Annotated in this window: 18 protein-coding genes; 5 read left to right on the forward strand and 13 right to left on the reverse strand. The window is 67.1% G+C overall.

Going from position 1 to position 19,192, the window contains the following annotated elements; genetic code table 11:
- Positions 1–137: 137 nt before the first annotated feature.
- Positions 138–1,136: a BMP family ABC transporter substrate-binding protein gene (locus tag Q0996_RS09265; protein WP_322096672.1), complete on the forward strand. Its 999-nt coding sequence runs from the start codon at positions 138–140 to the stop codon at positions 1,134–1,136.
- A gap of 205 nt (positions 1,137–1,341) precedes the next feature.
- On the opposite strand, the gene Q0996_RS09270 is transcribed toward Q0996_RS09265, so the two are convergent.
- Entirely contained in the window at positions 1,342–2,328 is a 987-nt protein-coding gene (locus Q0996_RS09270) for a D-glycerate dehydrogenase (protein WP_299618025.1), read from the reverse strand.
- 278 nt (positions 2,329–2,606) lie between these two features.
- Between Q0996_RS09270 and Q0996_RS09275 the strand changes: the two genes are divergently transcribed.
- On the forward strand, positions 2,607–3,200 hold the full coding sequence (locus Q0996_RS09275; protein ID WP_299618028.1) for an SH3 domain-containing protein: 594 nt from the start codon (positions 2,607–2,609) through the stop codon (positions 3,198–3,200).
- A 118-nt stretch (positions 3,201–3,318) separates the two neighbouring features.
- Here the strand turns inward: Q0996_RS09275 and Q0996_RS09280 are convergent, their stop codons facing one another.
- The 4 genes from Q0996_RS09280 to irrA form a co-directional block, all read right to left on the reverse strand.
- Positions 3,319–3,921 (reverse strand): DUF3501 family protein, encoded by a 603-nt coding sequence (locus tag Q0996_RS09280; protein WP_299618031.1) that lies wholly within the window; start codon positions 3,919–3,921, stop codon positions 3,319–3,321.
- A 62-nt stretch (positions 3,922–3,983) separates the two neighbouring features.
- Positions 3,984–5,330 carry a (Fe-S)-binding protein gene (locus tag Q0996_RS09285; protein WP_299618034.1) on the reverse strand — a complete coding sequence of 449 codons (1,347 nt, stop codon included), beginning with the start codon at positions 5,328–5,330 and terminating at the stop codon, positions 3,984–3,986.
- A 194-nt stretch (positions 5,331–5,524) separates the two neighbouring features.
- The gene (locus tag Q0996_RS09290; RefSeq protein WP_299618037.1) at positions 5,525–5,941 is read right to left on the reverse strand and encodes a rubrerythrin family protein; all 417 of its coding nucleotides are present in this window, start codon (positions 5,939–5,941) and stop codon (positions 5,525–5,527) included.
- A gap of 211 nt (positions 5,942–6,152) precedes the next feature.
- Complete coding sequence (gene irrA / locus Q0996_RS09295; RefSeq protein WP_299618040.1) at positions 6,153–6,581, reverse strand: iron response transcriptional regulator IrrA; 429 nt, start codon at positions 6,579–6,581, stop codon at positions 6,153–6,155.
- A 422-nt stretch (positions 6,582–7,003) separates the two neighbouring features.
- Here irrA and fabA point away from each other — a divergent pair, with 422 nt between their 5' ends.
- From fabA to Q0996_RS09310, 3 genes are all read left to right on the forward strand, one after another.
- Positions 7,004–7,525 carry a 3-hydroxyacyl-[acyl-carrier-protein] dehydratase FabA gene (gene fabA, locus Q0996_RS09300; RefSeq protein WP_299618043.1) on the forward strand — a complete coding sequence of 174 codons (522 nt, stop codon included), beginning with the start codon at positions 7,004–7,006 and terminating at the stop codon, positions 7,523–7,525.
- Positions 7,526–7,633: 108 nt separating this feature from the next.
- Positions 7,634–8,854, forward strand: a complete 1,221-nt coding sequence (fabB, locus tag Q0996_RS09305; protein ID WP_299618046.1) for a beta-ketoacyl-ACP synthase I — start codon at positions 7,634–7,636, stop codon at positions 8,852–8,854.
- Between the two features lie 61 nt (positions 8,855–8,915).
- Positions 8,916–9,710 (forward strand): enoyl-ACP reductase, encoded by a 795-nt coding sequence (locus Q0996_RS09310; RefSeq protein ID WP_299618049.1) that lies wholly within the window; start codon positions 8,916–8,918, stop codon positions 9,708–9,710.
- Between the two features lie 6 nt (positions 9,711–9,716).
- Here Q0996_RS09310 and Q0996_RS09315 read toward each other — a convergent pair whose 3' ends face one another.
- The 8 genes from Q0996_RS09315 to nusA form a co-directional block, all read right to left on the reverse strand.
- Positions 9,717–10,526: a glycerophosphodiester phosphodiesterase family protein gene (locus Q0996_RS09315; protein WP_299618053.1), complete on the reverse strand. Its 810-nt coding sequence runs from the start codon at positions 10,524–10,526 to the stop codon at positions 9,717–9,719.
- A 49-nt stretch (positions 10,527–10,575) separates the two neighbouring features.
- On the reverse strand, positions 10,576–12,684 hold the full coding sequence (pnp, locus tag Q0996_RS09320; RefSeq protein WP_299618056.1) for a polyribonucleotide nucleotidyltransferase: 2,109 nt from the start codon (positions 12,682–12,684) through the stop codon (positions 10,576–10,578).
- A gap of 287 nt (positions 12,685–12,971) precedes the next feature.
- Entirely contained in the window at positions 12,972–13,241 is a 270-nt protein-coding gene (gene rpsO, locus Q0996_RS09325) for a 30S ribosomal protein S15 (protein WP_299618059.1), read from the reverse strand.
- Positions 13,242–13,258: 17 nt separating this feature from the next.
- Positions 13,259–14,203: a tRNA pseudouridine(55) synthase TruB gene (gene truB, locus Q0996_RS09330; RefSeq protein ID WP_299618062.1), complete on the reverse strand. Its 945-nt coding sequence runs from the start codon at positions 14,201–14,203 to the stop codon at positions 13,259–13,261.
- A 3-nt stretch (positions 14,204–14,206) separates the two neighbouring features.
- Positions 14,207–14,686, reverse strand: coding sequence for a 30S ribosome-binding factor RbfA (gene rbfA, locus Q0996_RS09335; protein WP_299618065.1), 480 nt, complete (start codon positions 14,684–14,686; stop codon positions 14,207–14,209).
- 78 nt (positions 14,687–14,764) lie between these two features.
- A complete protein-coding gene (infB, locus tag Q0996_RS09340; RefSeq protein ID WP_299618068.1) occupies positions 14,765–17,377 on the reverse strand; it encodes a translation initiation factor IF-2 in 2,613 nt (870 codons plus the stop codon).
- Positions 17,378–17,382: 5 nt separating this feature from the next.
- Entirely contained in the window at positions 17,383–18,078 is a 696-nt protein-coding gene (locus Q0996_RS09345; RefSeq protein WP_299618071.1) for an RNA-binding protein, read from the reverse strand.
- An 11-nt stretch (positions 18,079–18,089) separates the two neighbouring features.
- Positions 18,090–19,192 (reverse strand): transcription termination factor NusA (gene nusA, locus Q0996_RS09350; protein WP_299618075.1); only part of this gene is annotated, 1,103 nt, incomplete at its 5' end.

The raw sequence follows: 19,192 nt of genomic DNA on the forward strand, positions 1-19,192 counted from the left end.
GCAGCGGTGCGGCTTCCGCAAAGGCGCTCGGTTGTGGAAACGCTGAAACGGACGAAAGCCTCCGTTTCGAAGACAGGCGAAATAGCATAGCCTCTCGCCCTTCGCATCGCCTATCGGGCCAACCGGGAGAGACGCCCTTGCTTCGCCGCATCCCCCTTCTCGCCGTCCTGCTCTGCGCCCTCACCTCGGCCGCCGTGGCCAACGAGGCCGGGCCCGCCGTGGTCTATTCGGTGGGCGGCAAATTCGACGGCTCCTTCAACGAGGCCGCCTACCGCGGCGCCGAGCGCTATAGGGCCGAGACCGGCGAGCGCTACGCCGAGTTCGAGATCGCTTCCGCCGCCCAGAGCCTGCAGGCCCTCCGGTCCTTCGCCCAGCGCGGCCACTCGCCGGTCGTCGCTATCGGCTTCACCCACGCCGCCGCCCTGGCCGACGTGGCACCGGAGTTCCCGGAAACCGCCTTCGTCCTCGTCGACATGGTGGTCGAGGCGCCCAACGTGCGCTCCGTGGTGTTCCGCGAGCAGGAGGGCTCCTACGTCGTCGGCAGGCTGGCGGCCATGGCCTCCAAGACCGGCACCCTGGGCTTCGTCGGCGGCATGGACATCCCGATCATCCGCAAGTTCGCCTGCGGCTACATCCAGGGCGCGCGCAGCGCCGACCCGGCGGTGAAGGTGCTGGTCAACATGACCGGCAACACCCCGGCGGCCTGGAGCAACCCGGCCCGCGGGGCGGAGCTCACCCGCTCCCAGATCGAACAGGGCGCGGACGTGATCATCCAGGCGGCCGGCGGCACCGGCATCGGCGTGCTGCAGGCCGCCGCCGACGGCGGGGCGCTGGGCATCGGCACCGACTCCAACCAGAACGGCCTGCACCCCGGCAAGGTGCTGACCTCCATGAGGAAGCGCGTCGACGTGGCGGTCTACGAGAACTTCCTGGCCGCGCGGGAAGGGCGCTGGACCCCGGGGGTGCAGGTGCTAGGCCTCGCCGAGGGCGGCCTCGACTGGGTGATCGACGCCCACAACCGCGGGCTCATTACTGCGGAAATGGAAGCAGCCGCCGAGGCCGCGGCAGCGGGCATCGCCGAGGGCCGCATCAAGGTCCACGACGCCGCCAGCGAGGGCCCCTGTCCGGTGAAGTAGGAAGAAGAACAAAGAATCCCCCTCACCCAGCTTCGGCTAAGTTCGATCTGCGATCTCACCAAGCCTGCGCAACCCTCTCCCGCGCTGGGGAGAGGGAAACAAAAGCACAGCGACAACTGATCCCTCTCCCCGGCGTGGGAGAGGGAGGGGCCCGCGTGAGCGGGAGGGTGAGGGGGGAGCTGTCTCGCCGACCGTCGACAACGTCCTAAAACATCGTCTCCAGCACGCGGTCGGGCGGGGTGTGGCCGTCAACGAAGGTCTTGATGGAGATGATCACCTTCTCGCCCATGGCCAGGCGCCCCTCGATGGTGGCCGAGCCCATGTGGGGCAGCAGGACCACGCTGTCGAGGCGCAGGAGCTTGGGATTGACCGCCGGTTCGTGCTCGAAGACGTCGAGGCCGGCGCCGGCGATCTCCCCGGCTTCCAGGGCGCGGGTGAGGGCGTTCTCGTCCACCACCTCGCCGCGCGAGGTGTTGACGATATAGGCCTCTTCGCGGATCAGCTTGAGGCGCCGGGCGGAGAGCAGGTGGAAAGTGGCCGGCGTGTGGGGGCAGTTAATGGAGATGATGTCCATGCGCGAGAGCATCTGGTCGAGGCTCTCCCAGTAGGTCGCCTCCAGTTCCTCCTCCAGGGAGGGGTGGACCCGCCGCCGGTTGTGGTAGTGGATCGACATGCCGAAGCCCCGGGCGCGGCGCGCCACGGCGCTGCCGATGCGGCCCATGCCGATGATGCCCAGGCGCTTGCCGTTGATGCGATGGCCCAGCATGCCGGTGGGCGCCCAGCCCTGCCACTCGCCGGCGCGCACCAGGCGCTCGCCCTCCGCAAGGCGCCGCGGCACCGAGAGGATCAGCGCCATGGTCATGTCGGCGGTATCCTCGGTGAGGACCCCCGGGGTGTTGGTCACGGTGATGCCGCGCTGGCGCGCCGTCTTCAGGTCGATATGGTCGACGCCGGTGCCGAAGGAAGCGATGAGGCGGAGCTGTGGGCCGGCCTGGGAGAGCACCGCCGCATCGATGCGGTCGGTGACCGTAGGCACCAGGATTTCGGCCTCCTTCACAGCCTCGATGAGCTGGGCCTGGGACAGCGGCTTGTCCTCCAGGTTCAGCCGGCAGTCGAAGAGCTCCATCATCCGCGTTTCGATGACGTCGGGCAGGCGGCGGGTAACGATGACGCGGACCTTGGAGTGGGGCATGGTTCTTGTCTCAACCGGACTGAGGCAGCGCGATGACGAGACCGCAAACGAACCGGCGCCGGAGACTACGCCCCCCGGCATGGCATGCGACCTCAGGCCCTGCCATAGCAGCCGGGGCGGCGGCTTGTCCAGGGCATGCTCGGGCTTCAGCGCCGTTGCCGACGCGGCCAATGATCGCGCCGGCCGGGCGGGCGGGCGCGGGCGCGAAGCCAACGGCTTGACCGCAAGCAAATGCGGGCGATAGGAAGGAAGGCATGACCGGCCCTGACAGAAGATCCATGAGCGCCCCCGCAGTGCGCTGCGCCCTGGCGGCTCTGCTGGCGCTTGGTGGGATTTTGGCGCTGGGCGGGCTTTTGGCGCCGGGCGGGCTTTTGGCGCCGGGCCCGGCGGCGGCGCAGGAAACGCTGAGCCAGAGCGGATCGACTGTTGAGATCCCACGGCCGCCGCCGCCCGGCCGCACCGGACTGCCGCTGCCGCGCTTCGTCAGCCTGCGCGCCGACGAGGTGAACCTGCGCAGCGGCCCCGGCACGCGCTACCCAATCGACTGGGTCTATCGCCGCAGCGGCATGCCGGTGGAGATCGTCGACGAGTTCGACACCTGGCGGCGCATCCGCGACTGGCAGGGCACCGAGGGCTGGGTGCACCAGTCAATGGTCCAGGGGCGGCGCAGCGTGCTGGTGATCGGCCAGCGGCGCACCCTGAAGCGCCGGCCCGAAGCCGCGGCCGCCGGGGTGGCCCTCTTGGATGCCGGCGTGATCGCCGCCCTGGAAAGCTGCCGCGACGACTGGTGCCAGGTCTCGGCGGGGGGTTACAGCGGCTGGCTGCCCCGCGACAGCCTCTACGGCCTCTATCCCGGCGAAGAGATCAGATAGGCGTTTTCATCATCCTTCGAGACGGCGCTGTCGCGCCTCCTCAGGATGAGGTTCCGAGCAGTCCTCGTCCTGAGGAGGGCCGAAAGGCCCGTCTCGAAGGGCGAGGCGCTGCGTTCGCTCAGTCGAAGTCCTGGGCCAGGGCGCCGCGCACCTCTTCGGGCAGGATGGTCATGTGGCTGTAGGCCGGATGGTCGAAGCCGAGAATGACGCGGGCCCCGGCGGTGCGGAACCGGGCGACCTGGTCGTCGGTGAAGTGGAAGTGGATGAACTGCACGGAGGAGGCCTTGCCGTCGGCGGTGGTGCGGTCGACGTCGTCTTCCGGCCGGCCGACGATGCGCTCGCCCTCGACCTCGAAGAAAGCCGTCTCCTCGACGCCGCCCAGCTTCGACAGGAAGGTCCGGCGGCGCACCGGTTCGTCGATCTCGAACATCACCGTGGCCACCAGTTCGCGGCCCTGGGGGATCAGCGGATTGTAGGCGCGCAGTTCGTCGGCGATCTGCTCCTCGCCGCCCTTTTCGATAAAGAGCATTTCATGCACCTGGGCCCACATGGTCTGGTAGTTCTCGAAGTAGAAGGTGCAGACCGGGCCGATCTCCTGGCGGCGGAACTTCTTCTTTTCGACGAGATCGCGGCGCAGCTCGCGGCGCTCGGCGGCATAGCTTTCCATGGGCAGGATGTCGTCGCGGGTGATCGCTTTTTTCATGGCAAGTCCAGCGGTCATGCTCGGGGGAACTCCTTGTCTTTCAAGACGGGCTTTCTCAAGTCGGGGGGCCTCAGGCGGCCCTAGCCGCCCAACCCGTAAGCCTTGGCGAAAAGCTCGATGGGGTGGTAGCTGCGGTCGACCTGCGGCTTGTTGTCCATCTTCAGGCGCTCGATACCCTGCAGGATGTGCTGGCCGGCCAGCGGGCATTCGGAAGCGATATAGGTCTTGCCGGCCTGCGCGGAAAGGCGCGCCGCCGGGCGGCCCACCTTGATGGCGGTCTCGAAGTTCTCCTTCATCACCCCCCAGGAACCGCCGTGACCGGAGCAGCGCTCCACCACCTTCACGTCGGAGCCCGGCACCATGCGCAGCATCTCCGCCGCCTTGGCGCCGACGTTCTGGGCCCGGGCATGGCAGGCCATGTGCAGAGAGACGCCGCCCTCCAGCGGTGAGAGGCCTTCGGACAGCCCCTCCTTCTTGGCGATGTCGACCACGTATTCGGTGATGTCGAAGGTGGCTTGCGACAGCCGCTTGACCGCGGCGTCCTCCGGCAGGATCAACGGCCATTCGAACTTCAGCATCAGCGCGCAGGAGGGGGTGAGGGCGACGATGTCGTAGCCCTGGTCGATCCAGCGGCCGAGTTCGCCAGCGACCTGCCTGGCGACCTTGGCGACCTTATCGATATCTCCCTGCTCGAGCTGCGGCATGCCGCAGCAGGAGGGATAGACCACCTCGGTCTCGACCCCGTTGTGGGCCAGCACCGCGCGCGCCGCCTCGCCTATCTTCGGGTTGTTGTAGTTGACGAAACAGGTGGCGTAGAGCGCCGCCTTGCGGCCCCTGGCCGGTGCCTCGGCGTTGGCCTCCAGCGGCGTTTCCAAGGCGCGCAGGGCAAAGGTCTTGCCGTGGAACTCCGGCAGCGCGGCATCGCGATGCACGCCGGCAAGCTCCTCCATCATCGGCCGGGTCACCTTGTTCGCGGTACTGCTCGCCCAGTTGCAGGCCGGCGCGGCAAAGGCCGCCAGCTTGCCGTTGCGGTCGGTGCGGGTGAGTTGGTCGACCCGGCGGTCGATCTTGCCCCGCTTCCGCTCGGCGGCCCGGTAGCGCAGCATCAGGTGCGGGAAGTCGATGTTGAATTCATGGGGCGGCACGTAGGGGCAGCTCACCATGAAGCACATGTCGCAGAGCGTGCAGGCGTCGACGACCTTGGTGTAATCCGCCTTGTCGACGGTATCGAGTTCGCCGCTGTCGGACTCGTCGATCAGATCGAAGAGGCGCGGAAAGGAATCGCAGAGATTGAAGCAACGGCGGCAGCCGTGGCAGACGTCGAAGACGCGCTCCATCTCCGCATTCAGCTTCTCCCAGTCGTAGAAGTCCGGATCGTTCCAGTCGAGGGGATGCCGAATCGGGGCGTTCAGGCCACCTTCGCTCATTCTTAGGTCCTGCTTTCGCGAAAGACGATCAGCCCCGGCATGGTATCACCGCGGCGGCCTGGCGCACGCAACGGTCCGGGGGCGAAACGGTACGGCAGCGGCAGCGGGACCGAGGGGCGGCCGCTTGGCCGGCCGCCGCCAACAGTCCTGCCGCAATGAGGTTTCCCGTCACGGCGCAAGGCCGCGCCAGGGCCTCAGGCCATGGTGTCCAGGGCTTTCTGGAAGCGCCCGGCGTGGCTCTTCTCGGCTTTGGCGAGAGTTTCGAACCAATCGGCGATCTCGTCGAAGCCTTCTTCGCGCGCGGTGCGGGCCATGCCCGGGTACATGTCGGTGTACTCGTGGGTTTCGCCGGCGATGGCGGACTTCAGATTGGCCGTGGTGTCGCCGATGGGCTCTCCGGTCGCCGGATCGCCGACCTCCTCCAGGTACTGCAGGTGGCCGTGGGCATGGCCGGTTTCCCCCTCGGCAGTGGAGCGGAAGACCGCGGCGACGTCGTTGTAGCCCTCGATGTCGGCCTTCTGCGCGAAGTAGAGATAGCGGCGATTGGCCTGGCTCTCACCGGCGAAGGCGTCTTTGAGATTCTGTTCCGTCTTCGAGCCCTGAAGCGACATGGATATTTCTCTCCTGTAGGAAGTCCCCGGGCACAGCGAAGACCTGCCCGGGTCTGTGCTGCGGGCTTGTCCGCTTGCCGCCCCGCATGGTCGGCAAACCGCCCGTCATTGAGCCTAAATAGACCGAGCTCACGATTCTGTCAACGAATTAGAATAGTTCTAATGTGTAGTTTAAATGACAGAAAAAGAAGAGTGGTTACAGGGCGCGGCCCTAGTCTCCGGAAAGCCGGATGATCACGTCCACCCGCGCGACGCGGGTCCCCGCCGGGGCCGCCGGCAGGCTCTCCATCTGGACATGCTCGCCGGGAATGTCCTGCAGCTCGCCGCTGTCTTCGAAATAGAAATGATGATGGTCGGAGACATTGGTGTCGAAATAGGACCGGCCCGGTTCGACCACCACCTCGCGCAACAGCCCGGCTTCGGTGAACTGATGCAGGCTGTTGTAGACCGTGGCCAAAGACACGCGCACGGATTCGCCCAGGGCCTCGGCATGCAGTTGCTCGGCCGTGATATGGCGGTCGTCCCCGCCGGGCGACTCGAACAGCAACTTGGCCAGCGCCAAGCGCTGCCGCGTCGGCCGAAGGCCTGCGGTCTTGAGACGATGCACCAATGCGCTATAGGGGCGGTCCTTGCTCACCATGACTCCTGATATGGTCCAGTGCAGGTGGAATTAAAGTGGCAAAAACAGCGAATTGTCAATTTCTTTGGAACCCCTATAAAGTCTGCGTCCGAAACAGAGAATTAAGCCGCTCTTAACCACGTGAGTGCGAGGCTGACAGCAGTGCCTGCGACGATGCGGGGCTGTTTGACAGCGCCGAGGCTGTGCTATAGTTCGCCCAGCGTTGGCTGCGTCCGCTAAGCGTTTCGTGGCAGCGCTTTTTGTCGTGGCGTAGAGGTGCCAATCGGCTTATGTAAAGTGTGGCATCGGGCGGTTGCGGCGACTTTTGTCGTTCAGTTTCTCAACAGAACCGGCGGCAAGGGCGCGTCTGGTGTGCTCCGGGGGGATGGCGCACCGCCTGAGGTTTGAATCCACAATCAAGAGTGCCGGACTGGGTGAATCGTTTGAACAAGAGACAAAATAGTTTCCCGTACGAAGATCTGCTGCGCTGCGCGCACGGCAAGCTCTTCGGGCCGGGAAACGCACAGCTTCCTCTGCCGCCGATGCTGATGTTCCATCGCATCACCGAGATTTCCGAGGAAGGCGGCGAGCACGGCAAAGGCCATATCGTCGCCGAGTTCGATATCGACCCCAAGCTCTGGTTCTTCGAGTGCCACTTCGAGGGCGACCCGGTGATGCCGGGCTGCCTCGGGCTGGATTCGCTCTGGCAGCTTGTCGGCTTCTTCCTGGGCTGGCTGGGAGCGCCGGGGCGCGGACGGGCGCTCGGCGTCGGCGAGGTGAAGTTCACCGAGATGGTTGTGCCGACGGCCAAACTCGTCAGCTATCATCTGGACCTTAAGCGCGTGCGCATGGGCAAGCTAGTGCTGGGAATCGCCGACGGCATCATGAAGGTTGACGGCCGGCCGGTTTACGAAGCGAAGGACCTCAAGGTCGGCCTGTTTCAGAGCGAGCCGCAGACCGCCTGAGCCCTTGGTCTATGGGTCGGGTTCTGGCTGAGCATGATGGATCGACCAAGGAACGCCGCGCCGAACCGGCCCGCCAAGCATCTAACGGCCACATAACGGAATAGAGCAATGCGCCGTGTCGCTGTCACAGGAATAGGCATCGTCTCCAGCATCGGCAACAACAAGGCCGAGGTGACCGAGTCGCTGCGCCAGGGGCGCTCCGGCATCGAGTTCTCCGAGACCTATGCCGAGATGGGATTCCGCAGCCATATCCACGGCTCCCTGAAGATCGACATCGCCGATCACGTCGACCGCAAGCTGCGGCGCTTCATGGGCGACGGATCGGCTTACAACTACATCGCCATGCAGGAAGCCATCGCCGATGCGGGATTGACCGAGGGCGAAGTCTCCAACGAACGCACGGGCCTGGTCATGGGCTCCGGCGGGCCCTCCACCTCCAATCAGGTCCTGGCCGCCGACCTCGCCCGCAGCAAAGGGCCGAAGCGCGTCGGCCCCTATATGGTGCCGCGCTGCATGTCCTCGACCAATTCGGCGAACATGGGCACCGCCTTCAAGATCAAGGGCCACAGCTATTCGATCTCCTCGGCCTGCTCCACCTCCGCCCACTGCGTGGGCAACGGCGCCGAGCTGATCCAGATGGGCAAACAGGATCTCGTCTTCGCCGGCGGCGGCGAGGAGCTGCACTGGACCCTGACCGTGCTTTTCGACGCCATGGGCGCGCTCTCCAGCGGTTACAACGACGAGCCGACCCGCGCCTCGCGCCCCTATGACCGCGATCGCGACGGCTTCGTCATCTCCGGCGGCGGCGGTGTGGTGGTGCTGGAGGAACTGGAGCGCGCCAAGGCCCGCGGCGCCAAGATCTACGGCGAGGTCGCCGCCTATGCCGCCACCGCCGACGGCGCCGACATGGTCGCCCCCTCCGGCGAAGGCGCGGTGCGCTGCATGCGCCTGGCCATGCAGGGCCTGGGCAACACGCCGGTCGACTACGTCAACGCCCACGGCACCTCGACCCCCGCCGGCGACATCGTCGAGCTGCAGGCGATCCGCGAGGCCTTCGGCGCCGACATGCCGCGGGTCTCCTCCACCAAGTCGCTCACTGGCCACTCGCAGGGCGCCACCGGCGTGCACGAAGCGATCTATTCGCTGCTTATGCTGGACAACAACTTCGTCTCCGCATCGGCCAACATCGATAACCTGGACCCGGAGGCCGAGGGCATGCCCATCGTCCGCGAGGCGGAGGAGGGGCTGTCGTTGAACTGCGTGATGTCCAACAGCTTCGGCTTCGGCGGCACCAACGCCAGCCTCGCGTTCAAGCGATTCGAAGGGTGAGGTTAGAAGCTGGAGCCGGAGGTCGAGGCTCGTAGTCGGGGGTTAAGGAACAGGGACGTCGATGTCAGGTTTGATGGCCGGTAAACGCGGCCTGATCATGGGGGTGGCGAACGATCACTCGATCGCCTGGGGAATTGCGCAGGCGCTGCATCGCCAGGGCGCGGAACTCGCCTTCACCTATCAGGCCAGCGCCTTTGAACGCAGAGTGCGGCCGCTGGCCGAGTCCCTGGGATCGGACATCGTGCTGCCCTGCGACGTCGAGCAGGAGAGCGACATCTCCGCGACCTTCGACGGCCTGCGCGAACGCTGGGGCCAGGTGGATGTGGTGATCCACGCCATCGCCTATTCCGACAAGGAAGAACTGAAGGGGCGCTACCTCAACACCACCCGCGCAAACTTCCGCCGCACCCTGGCGATCTCCTGCTACTCCTTCACCGCCGTCGCCCGCCACGCCGCCGCCCTGATGGGCCCGGGCGGCAGCTTGGTCACACTGACCTATCTGGGGGCCGAGCGGGTGACCCCCAACTACAACGTCATGGGCGTCGCCAAGGCAGCCCTGGAAGCCAGCGTGCGCTACCTGGCCGTCGACCTGGGCGAACAGGGCATCCGGGTCAACGCCATCTCCGCCGGGCCCATGCGCACGCTTGCAGGTTCGGCCATCGGCGATGCGCGCTTCGTGTTCAGCTGGAACCGCGACCACGCGCCGCTGAAGCGCAACGTGCTGCTGGAAGAGGTGGGCTCCGCCGGCCTCTACTTCGCCTCCGACCTCTCCCAGGGAGTGACCGGCGAGGTCCACTACGTGGACGGCGGCTACAACATCGTCGGCATCCCCGCCCCGGGCCGCATGGGCGGCTGACGCGTCTTAGCGTCCTGCGCCCTCGGGCGCATTCTCCAAACCAAGCAGGCGGTCGGGCCGGTCGGTGATCAGGCAATCGACACCCTTGCCCCAGAGTCGGCGGGCGGCGCGCGTTCCGTTGACGGTATAGGCGGCCACCGCATAGCCCGCGGCATGGGCGGCCGCCACGTCGCGCTGGCGCACCCGCCGCCAGTTGAGATGCAGCGAGACACAGCCGAGTTCGGCCATGGCCGCGCGCCAGTCGGCGGGAAGACCCTCGGCCAGGAAGCCGCGCGGCCAGGCCGGGGCCACGCGCTTTGCCGCCGCCAAACTCTCTCGCTGAAAACTGCTGATCAGCGGCGGCAGCCGGTCTTGTGGCCACAATCGCTGGAGCTGGTCCAGGGCGACCTCGGCGGTCTCTGCCGCCAGGCCGGGGGTCGGCTTGATTTCCACGTTGGGGGTGAGGCTATGCTCAATCAGGCAGGCCACCGCCTCCTCGAGGCTCGGCACGCGGCAGTCGGCCCGCCCGCGAAAGCCCGCTCCAACCCGGCGGCCATACTTGCGCCCGAAATCCAGGGAGGCATCCAGCGCCCGGACCAACTCGAAGGGGCTCGCCGCCATGGTGCCGGGGGCGCCGGTGGTGCGCTTCAGAGTCTCGTCGTGGAAGAGGACCGGCTCGCCGTCGGCGGTGAGCATGACGTCGAACTCGACCCACTTCACGCCCGTCGCCGCCGCGGCCGCGATGGAGGCCAGGGTGTTTTCCGGCGCCAGGGCCTTGGCCCCGCGGTGGCCCATGACCCGCGGCAACTGCAAAGAAAAGGCCGGCGCGGAGGTCATGTCGCCATCACCCCGCGGCCGGCCTTTCCCTGTTCCGGATCGGCAGGTCTTAGCTGGCTTCGGCCTCCAGGTCCTCGCCGGTTTCCTGGTTCACCCGCTTCATGGAGAGCTTCACCTTGCCACGCTCCATGCCGATGCACTTGACCTTGACGGTGTCGCCCTCGTTGACGACGTCGCCGACGGTCTTGACGCGCTCCGGCGCCAGCTCGCTGATGTGGACGAGACCGTCGCGCGGGCCCAGGAAGTTCACGAAGGCGCCGAAGTCGACGATCTTCACCACCTTGCCGTTGTAGATCACGCCCACCTCCGGCTCGGCGACGATGGACTTGATCCAATCGAGGGCCGCCTGGGCCTGGTCCTGGTCGACGGCGGCCACCTTCACCGTGCCGTCGTCCTCGATGTCGATCTTGGCGCCGGTCTCCTCGGTGATCTCGCGGATCACCTTGCCGCCGGTGCCGATGACATCGCGGATCTTGTCCTTGGGGATGGAGATGACGGTGATCCGCGGCGCGTTTTCGGAAACCCCTTCGCGCGCCGAGGTCAGGGCCTTGTTCATCTCGCCCAGGATGTGCATCCGGCCGTCCTTCGCCTGGTTCAGCGCGACGCCCATGATCTCCTTGGTGATGGAGGTGATCTTGATGTCCATCTGCAGCGAGGTGATGCCGTTCTCGGAGCCGGCCACCTTGAAGTCCATGTCGCCGAGGTGGTCCTCGTCGCCCAGGATGTCCGACAGCACGGCGAAGTCGTCGCCTTCCTTGATCAGGCCCATGGCGATGCCCGCCACCGGCCGCGGCAGCGGCACGCCGGCGTCCATCATCGAGAGCGAAGAGCCGCAGACCGTCGCCATGGAGGAGGAGCCGTTGGACTCGGTGATCTCGGAGACCACGCGGATGGTGTAGGGGAAGTCGTCCTTGGTGGGCAGCAGCGGCCGCACCGCCCGCCAGGCCAGCTTGCCGTGGCCGATCTCGCGGCGCCCCGGAGCCAGGCGGAAGCTGCACTCACCCACCGAATAGGGCGGGAAGTTGTAGTGCAGCATGAAGTGTTCGCGGTAGCTGCCTTCCAGGGAGTCGATGAGCTGCTCGTCCTGGCCGGTGCCCAGCGTCGTGGTGACCAGCGCCTGGGTCTCGCCGCGGGTGAAGAGGGCGGAGCCGTGGGTGAGCGGCAGCACACCCACTTCGCAAACGATCGGCCGGATATCCGTGGTGGTGCGGCCGTCGATACGGTTGCCGGTCTTCAGGATGCCGCCGCGCACGACGTCGCTTTCCAGGGACTTGAAGAGGCCGGAGGCGTGCTCCTTCTCTTCGTCGCTGAGGTCTTCCACCGCCGCTTCGCGCACCGCGGCCAGCTTGGACTGGCGGGTCTGCTTGTCGACCTCGGTATAGGCCTCGGTGAAGCGGTCCAGGATGCCGCCGGCGACGAGCTTGTTCTTGACCTCCTCGACCTCCGGGGCCGGCGGCGCCACGTCCATCGGTTCCTTGGCGCAGCGCTCGGCCAGGGCGATGATGGCGTCGATCACCGGCTGCATCTGCTCGTGGCCGAAGGTGACCGCCCCCAGCATGATCTCCTCGGAAAGCTCATGGGCTTCCGACTCGACCATCAGAACGCCCTCGCGGGTGCCGGCCAGGACCAAGTCGAGGGCACTCTCCTCCATATCGTCCATCAGCGGATTGAGGACGTATTCGCCGTCCTTGTAGCCGACCCGGGCGCCGCCGATGGGGCCGAGGAAGGGCAGGCCGGAGATGGTGAGCGCCGCCGAGGCGCCGACCATAGCGACGACGTCGGGATCGTTCTCCAGGTCGTGGCTCAGCACCGTGCAGATCACCTGGGTCTCGTTCTTGTAGCCCTTGGCGAAAAGCGGACGGATCGGCCGGTCGATGAGGCGGGAGGTCAGGGTCTCCTTCTCCGAGGGACGGCCCTCACGCTTGAAGAAGCCGCCCGGGATCTTGCCCGCGGCGAAGGTCTTTTCCTGGTAGTTCACGGTGAGAGGGAAGAAATCCATGCCCGGGCGCGGCGCCGACTCGCCCACCGCGGTGCAGAGCACCACGGTCTCGCCGTAGGTCGCCAGGACGGCGCCGTTGGCCTGGCGCGCGATGCGGCCGGTCTCCAGGGTCAGCTTGCGGCCGCCCCACTCGATTTCCTGCTTATAGATATCAAACATTCAATTCAGGTCCTTCCAACCTTACGCCGGTGCGTCTATTTGCCGAAAAGCAAAGCGCCGGACCCGCGTAAACAGCGCGACCGCTTCGGGGCCTTCCGCCCCGAACCGTGCTTGCACGCTGCTTACGTCGGCCCGGCCCTCCAGGGAGCCATCGTGCCGGCGTTGTCACGATGTCACCAATCGTCATTCTTACCTATCGCCCGCGTCCGGCGCCGGCCCTTGCCGGCCCGCCCTCGGGGGCGCGGCAGGCAGAGTTCGGCGCAGAGCGCGGTGACATCGGCCCCGCCCTAACGGCGCAGGCCCAGGCGCTGGATAAGGCCCTCGTAGCGTGCCTTGTCCTTGCCCTTCACATAGTCCAGCAGGCGCCGGCGCTGGCCGACCATGACCAACAGGCCGCGGCGCGAGTGGAAATCCTTTTTGTGGGACTTCAGATGCTCGGTCAGGTTCACGATCCGCTCAGTGAGGATCGCAACCTGCACCTCCGGCGACCCGGTATCGCCCACATGGGTGCCATACTCTTCGATCAGCGCAGTCTTGCGCTCGGCAGTGATCGACATCGGTTATCTCCATTGTCCTAAAGATTCAAAACCCTGACCGGGTGGATTTCGCCTGCCTCATAACGGGCCAATGCCACCGGCTTGCCGCCGGCACTGGCAAAGACTATGGCTCCGTTGCAGAGGTCGCGTATGCGTTCGCGGTTGGCGCGCGCCACCATGGACACGGCCTGCCCGCAGCGCAGGCGGTTCGCCTCGGTCTCGGACAAGGCCAGCGCCGGGATGTCGTCCAGCGCGGTCTCGACCGGGAGCACCTGCTCCAAGGCGGCGGGACTATGCCCCAAGGATTCCAAAGATTCCAGCGAAATCGCGTCGGTTTCGGTAAACGGACCGACGGTTAATCGCCTCAGTTCCGTGATATGCGCCACGGTGCCGGCGGCACGCCCCAGGTCGCGGGCCAGCGAGCGCATGTAGGTGCCCTTGCCGCAGCGCACGTCGAAGACCGCATGGTCACGGTCCGGCTGGCCCGTGAGGGCGATCTCGTGGACCGTGACCCGGCGGGGCTTCAGCTCGAAATCCGCCTGGGCCCGGGCCAGATCGTAGGCCCGCCGGCCGCCGACCTTGATCGCCGAATAGAGCGGCGGGATCTGTTCGATCTCTCCGCGAAAGCGCGGCAGCACGGCCTCGATCGCCGCGGTGTCCGGGCGTTCCGTGGACTCCTCGATGACCGCGCCCTCGGCGTCGTCGGTCTCCGTCGCCTGGCCCCAGCGCAGGGTGAAGCGGTAGGACTTCCGGCCGTCCATGACATAGGAGACGGTCTTGGTCGCCTCGCCCATGGCGATGGGCAGCAGGCCCGTGGCCAGGGGATCGAGGGTGCCGCCGTGGCCCAGCTTGCGGGGCCGGAGGACACGGCGCACCCGGCCGACCACCTGGGTGGAGGTCAGGCCCAGCGGTTTGTCGATCACCAGCCAGCCGTTGACCGCGGCGCCCTTGGCCTTCGGCTGTCTTTCCGGCTTGGCTGCCATCGCTCAGGCCTTTTCGTCAGGGCGCTCCGCTGCCGGGCCTTGCGGGGCATCAAGGTCGGAACCTTCGGCCCGCTCCGCGGCTTCGACATCGCGCTGGACCCGCGGATCGTGCAGCAGGGCGTTGATCTTGTCGGCCTCGTCGAAGCTGCGGTCGGCCTGAAAGGCCAGCCTCGGGACATGGCGCAGATGCACCTCGCGGCCGACCTGGCCGCGCAGAAAGGCGGCGGCGCGATTGAGGGCGGCGACGATCTCGCCGCTGCCGCGCCCGCCCAGGGGCACCACAAAGGCGGTGGCGTTCTTGAGATCCGGGCTCACCCGCACCTCGGTGACGGTGAGGCTGGCCTCGGCGAGGAGGGGATCGTGGAGGTCGCCGCGCATCAGAATGCGCGAGAGGGCGTGGCGCAGTTCCTCGCCGACCCTGAGCTGTCGCTGGCTCGGCGCCTTGGCGCCCGCGCGCCCTGCTGTGCTTCGCTGTGAACCCATCGTCATTTCCCGGGACCGGGCAGCCGCCCAAAGGCGGTGCCGCCGGGCCCTGGTCAGCCGCCCGTGCTGCGGCGCTCGTCAGAGAGCGCGGGCAACCTCTTGAATCTCATAGCACTCGATCTGGTCGTTGACCTGGATGTCGGTGTAGTTCTCGAAGGCCATGCCGCACTCGTAGCCTTCCTTGACCTCGCGGACCTCGTCCTTGAAGCGCCGCAGGGTCTTCAGAGTGCCGTCGTGAATCACCACGTTGTCGCGCAGCAGACGCACCTTGGCGCCGCGCTTGACCTGACCCTCGGTGATCATGCAGCCGGCGACCTTGCCGACCTTGGAGTTGTTGAACACCTGGCGGATCTCCGCGTAGCCCAGGAACTGTTCCTGCTGCTTGGGGGCCAGCAGGCCGCTGAGCGCCGCCTTCACGTCGTCCACCACGTCGTAGATGATCGAGTAGTAGCGGATGTCCACGGAATCGCGCCGCGCCATCTGGCGCGCCTGCGGATTGGCGCGGACGTTGAAGGCGATGATGATGGCCCCGGTGGCATTGGCCAGGGTGACGTCGGACTCGTTGATGCCGCCGACACCGCTGTGCAGCACCCGGACCTTGACCTCCTCGTTGCCCAGCTTCTCGAAGCTGTTGACGATGGCTTCCATGGAGCCGTGCACGTCGGACTTGACCACCACCGGCAGTTCCGAGGCCTCGCCTTCCTTGATGCGGCTCATCATCTGTTCGAGGGAGCCGCGGGCGGTGGCGGTGATCTCGGTCTCGCGCCGGGTGCGCTGGCGGTACTCGGCGATCTCGCGGGCTCGGCCCTCGTTCTCCACCACGGTGAAGTCGTCGCCGGCCAGCGGCGTGCCGTTGAGGCCCAGAACCTCCACCGGGTCCGCCGGACCGGCCGTGTCCACCTGCTCGCCGCGCTCGTTGACCAGGGCGCGCACCCGGCCCCACTCGCTGCCGGCAACGAAGATGTCGCCAACGCTGAGCTTGCCGCGTTGCACCAGGACCGTCGCCACCGAGCCGCGTCCGCGCTCCAGCTTGGCCTCGATGATGACGCCCTCGGCACCGCGGTCCGGATTGGCCTTCAGCTCCAGCAGCTCGGACTGCAGGAGGATGGCCTCCTCCAGCTTGTCGAGGTTGGTCTTTTCGGTCGCCGAGACTTCGATGGCGAGAATCTCGCCGCCCATGTCCTCGACGATCAGCTCGTGCTGCAGCAGCTCCTGCTTGACCCGCGAGGAGTCGGCGCCGGGTTTGTCCATCTTGTTGATGGCGACGATGATCGGCACCTCCGCCGCCTTGGCGTGGTTGATCGCCTCCACGGTCTGTTCCTTGATGCCGTCGTCGCCGGCCACCACCAGCACCACGATGTCGGTGACCGTGGCGCCGCGCGAGCGCATCTCGGTAAAGGCGGCGTGGCCCGGCGTGTCGATGAAGGTGATGCGCTCGCCGGAGGCCAGGCGCACCTGATAGGCACCGATGTGCTGGGTGATGCCGCCGGCCTCGCCCGCCACCACGTCGGTGGCGCGCAGGGCATCCAGCAGCGAGGTCTTGCCGTGGTCGACGTGGCCCATCACCGTCACCACCGGCGGGCGCGGCTGCAGCTCCTCCGGATCGTCGTCGGCGCCGCGCATGCCGATCTCGACGTCGGCGGCGGAGACGCGCTTGATCTTGTGGCCGAATTCCTCGACCACCAGTTCGGCGGTGTCGGCATCGATCGACTGGGTGATGGTGGCCATGACCCCAAGCTTCATCAGGGTCTTGACCACGTCGGCGCCGCGCGTGGCCATGCGGTTGGCCAGTTCCTGCACCGTGATGATTTCTGGCAGCACCACCTCGCGGATCACCTTTTGCGGCGGCTGGTGGGGCTGGTGGGCATGGGTCGCGCGCATCTGCTTCTCGCGCTGGCGCTTGACCGAAGCCAGGGAGCGCTGGCGGGTTTCCTGGCCGTCCAGCGCCTGGTTGATGGTCAGCTTGCCGGAACGGCGGCGCTGCTCGCCGCGGCGGCCCTGGGTCGGCTTCGGCGGTGCGGAGGGTTTGCGCTTCGCGCGTGCGCTGGCGTCTTCCTCGGGCGTCGCCGGGCGGCTGTCATCCTTGGCCCTGGCCGGCGCCTTGGCGGGAGCCTTCTGCGGCGCCGGAGTCCCGGCGGGCTGGGCCTGCGCGGCGGCCGAGCCGTCCTGCGCCGTCGCCTGTTCGGCCTCCAGCTTCGCCTGGCGTTCGGCCTCTTCGGCGGCCTTGGCCCGGGCGGCTTCCTCTTCCGCCTCGCGGCGCGCCCGCTCCTCGGCCGCATGTTTGGCCTCGACGGCCCGGCGCTTGGCTTCTTCCTCTTCGCGGTGGCGCCGGCTGGCTTCCTCTTCCTTGGCGATCTCCAGGGCACGGGCGCGGCTGGCGCGTTCTTCGGCCGAAAGCTGAGGATGCTTGCCCGCGGTCTTCTCGTCGACCGTCTCGACCGCCGCGGAGTCAGGCGCTTCCGCCGGTGCCGTCTGACTCTCGGCCTTGGCCTCGGTAACCTCCTTCATCCGCCCGGAGGAGCCGCGCTCGAAGGTTCGGCTGCGCTTGACCTCGACGGTCACGGCCTTGCTGCGGCCATGGCTGAAGCTCTGCCGCACCTGGCCGGTTTCGACGGTCTTTTTGAGTTGCAGCTTACCCGGCCGGTTCAGCTTCAACGGCCGTTTCGCTTCGCTTTCGTTGCTCGTCGTCATAATCTCTAGCGCTCACCTTGGGTCGGACGCCCAACCCCGTTTCCTTGTTCCCCGCAGCCCCGCAAACCGGCGAGGCGGCGCAGGTCGCGCAGCAGGCCCGCCGCGAAGCGGCCCCGCGCAATGCCCACATGCACGGCGGCCTCCCGCCCCAGGGCGGCCCCCAAAATAGCCCCGTCGCAAAATGCCTCGACGGGTACATCCTGGCCAATGGCTTGCGCCAGGTTGCGCAGCTTGTTCCGTCCGTCTGCGGCCGCGTCGCTGGCCTGCAGCAACAAACCGACCCGATCGGCCCGGAGCGCCGACTTCACCTTCTCGAAGCCGACAAAAACAGCCCCCGCCCGCCGGGCCAGGCCGAGTTGATCGAGGCAGCGCCGCAACGCCAAGAGGTCGACCTGGTCGGCAAGATCGGAAGGCAAGCGAACATGCCGCTTTGCCGCCTTGGCAAAGAGGTTCTTCTTGCAAGCCGCCTGCATCATATCGCGCCGGGCAAGCAACCACAAACCCCTGCCGGGCAGGCGTTCGGCCAGATCCGGGACCACCTGCCCCTCCGGGCCGACGACGAAGCGCAGGAGCTGATCCTTGGGCAAGACCCGGCCACTGGCCAGGCAGCGCCGATGCGCCTGCCCGGTTTCGCCCCTGGCGGGCCTGCCCTCCGCAGTGCGGCGGCCCATGCCTTTCGCTTGCGCGCTCGCGGCCTGCATCCCGTCTTCGCCTAACCCTCCGGCTGCGTTTCAGTTTCGGCAGCTTCGCCAGCTTCGGCAGTTTCGGCCACCGGCTCTTCGCCGTCGGCCTCGCCCGCTTCCTCGGGCTCGTCGTCGAACCAGTGTGCCCGGGCCGCCATGATGATGCGGTTGGCTTCATCCTGGGTCATGGTGCTGCCGGCCAGAACCTCCTCGACTTCCCTTTCGGTGAGCCCGACCATGGTCTCCAGGGTGGCTTCGCCACGCAGGGTGCTGGAGGCGAAGCGCAGTTCGTCGGCCGAGAGATCGGCCAGGTCGTCCAGGGTGCGCACCCCCTGCTCGCCGAGGGTCACCAGCAGCGAGGGCGACAGGCCTTCCACCTCGGTAAGGTCGTCGTTGACGCCCAGCTCGCGTCGGCGCTCCTCGTTGAGCCGGTCCATCTCCTCGAGATGGGCCCGGGCGCGGGCGCGCAGTTCCTCAGCCACTTCCTCGTCGAAGCCTTCGATCTGCGCCAGTTCCTCCACCGGCACGAAGGCGACCTGCTCCAGGGCCATGAAGCCCTCGGCCACCAGCAGGTGGGCGATGACGTCGTCGACGTCCAGCGCATCGATGAACATTTGGGAGCGGGCGCGGAATTCGTCCTGGCGGCGCCGGGATTCCGTCTCCTCGGTCATGATGTCGATGTCCCAGCCGGTCAGGATCGAGGCCAGGCGCACGTTCTGGCCGCGCCGGCCGATGGCCAGGGAAAGCTGGTCGTCGGGCACCACCACCTCGATCCGCCCCTGATCCTCGTCGAGCACCACCTTGCTGACCTCGGCGGGGGCAAGCGCGTTGACCACGAAGGTGGCGGTATCCTCCGACCAGGGAATGATGTCGATCTTCTCGCCCTGCAGTTCGCTGACCACCGCCTGCACGCGGCTGCCGCGCATGCCCACGCAGGCGCCCACCGGATCGATGGAGGCATCGTAGGAGACCACGGCGATCTTGGCGCGGCTGCCCGGGTCGCGGGCAACGGCCTTCAGTTCGATGATGCCGTCGTAGATCTCCGGCACCTCCTGGGAGAACAGCTTGGCCATGAACTGCGGATGGCTGCGCGAGAGGAAGATCTGCGGCCCGCGCTGCTCCTCGCGCACGT

It is taken from the genome of Pelagibius sp., from assembly GCF_028289705.1.
Classification (GTDB): domain Bacteria; phylum Pseudomonadota; class Alphaproteobacteria; order Kiloniellales; family Kiloniellaceae; genus Pelagibius.

Coding starts and splice junctions, on each gene's coding strand:
- rpsO (WP_299618059.1), bottom strand. CDS start 13,241: ATGTCGATCACTGCCGAGCGCAAGACTGCGCTGATCGAAGAGTATGGC.
- Q0996_RS09275 (WP_299618028.1), top strand. CDS start 2,607: ATGAGCGCCCCCGCAGTGCGCTGCGCCCTGGCGGCTCTGCTGGCGCTT.
- Q0996_RS09310 (WP_299618049.1), top strand. CDS start 8,916: ATGTCAGGTTTGATGGCCGGTAAACGCGGCCTGATCATGGGGGTGGCG.
- fabB (WP_299618046.1), top strand. CDS start 7,634: ATGCGCCGTGTCGCTGTCACAGGAATAGGCATCGTCTCCAGCATCGGC.
- infB (WP_299618068.1), bottom strand. CDS start 17,377: ATGACGACGAGCAACGAAAGCGAAGCGAAACGGCCGTTGAAGCTGAAC.
- Q0996_RS09285 (WP_299618034.1), bottom strand. CDS start 5,330: ATGAGCGAAGGTGGCCTGAACGCCCCGATTCGGCATCCCCTCGACTGG.
- Q0996_RS09315 (WP_299618053.1), bottom strand. CDS start 10,526: ATGACCTCCGCGCCGGCCTTTTCTTTGCAGTTGCCGCGGGTCATGGGC.
- truB (WP_299618062.1), bottom strand. CDS start 14,203: ATGGCAGCCAAGCCGGAAAGACAGCCGAAGGCCAAGGGCGCCGCGGTC.
- irrA (WP_299618040.1), bottom strand. CDS start 6,581: ATGGTGAGCAAGGACCGCCCCTATAGCGCATTGGTGCATCGTCTCAAG.
- Q0996_RS09270 (WP_299618025.1), bottom strand. CDS start 2,328: ATGCCCCACTCCAAGGTCCGCGTCATCGTTACCCGCCGCCTGCCCGAC.
- Q0996_RS09290 (WP_299618037.1), bottom strand. CDS start 5,941: ATGTCGCTTCAGGGCTCGAAGACGGAACAGAATCTCAAAGACGCCTTC.
- Q0996_RS09345 (WP_299618071.1), bottom strand. CDS start 18,078: ATGCAGGCCGCGAGCGCGCAAGCGAAAGGCATGGGCCGCCGCACTGCG.
- pnp (WP_299618056.1), bottom strand. CDS start 12,684: ATGTTTGATATCTATAAGCAGGAAATCGAGTGGGGCGGCCGCAAGCTG.
- rbfA (WP_299618065.1), bottom strand. CDS start 14,686: ATGGGTTCACAGCGAAGCACAGCAGGGCGCGCGGGCGCCAAGGCGCCG.
- Q0996_RS09280 (WP_299618031.1), bottom strand. CDS start 3,921: ATGACCGCTGGACTTGCCATGAAAAAAGCGATCACCCGCGACGACATC.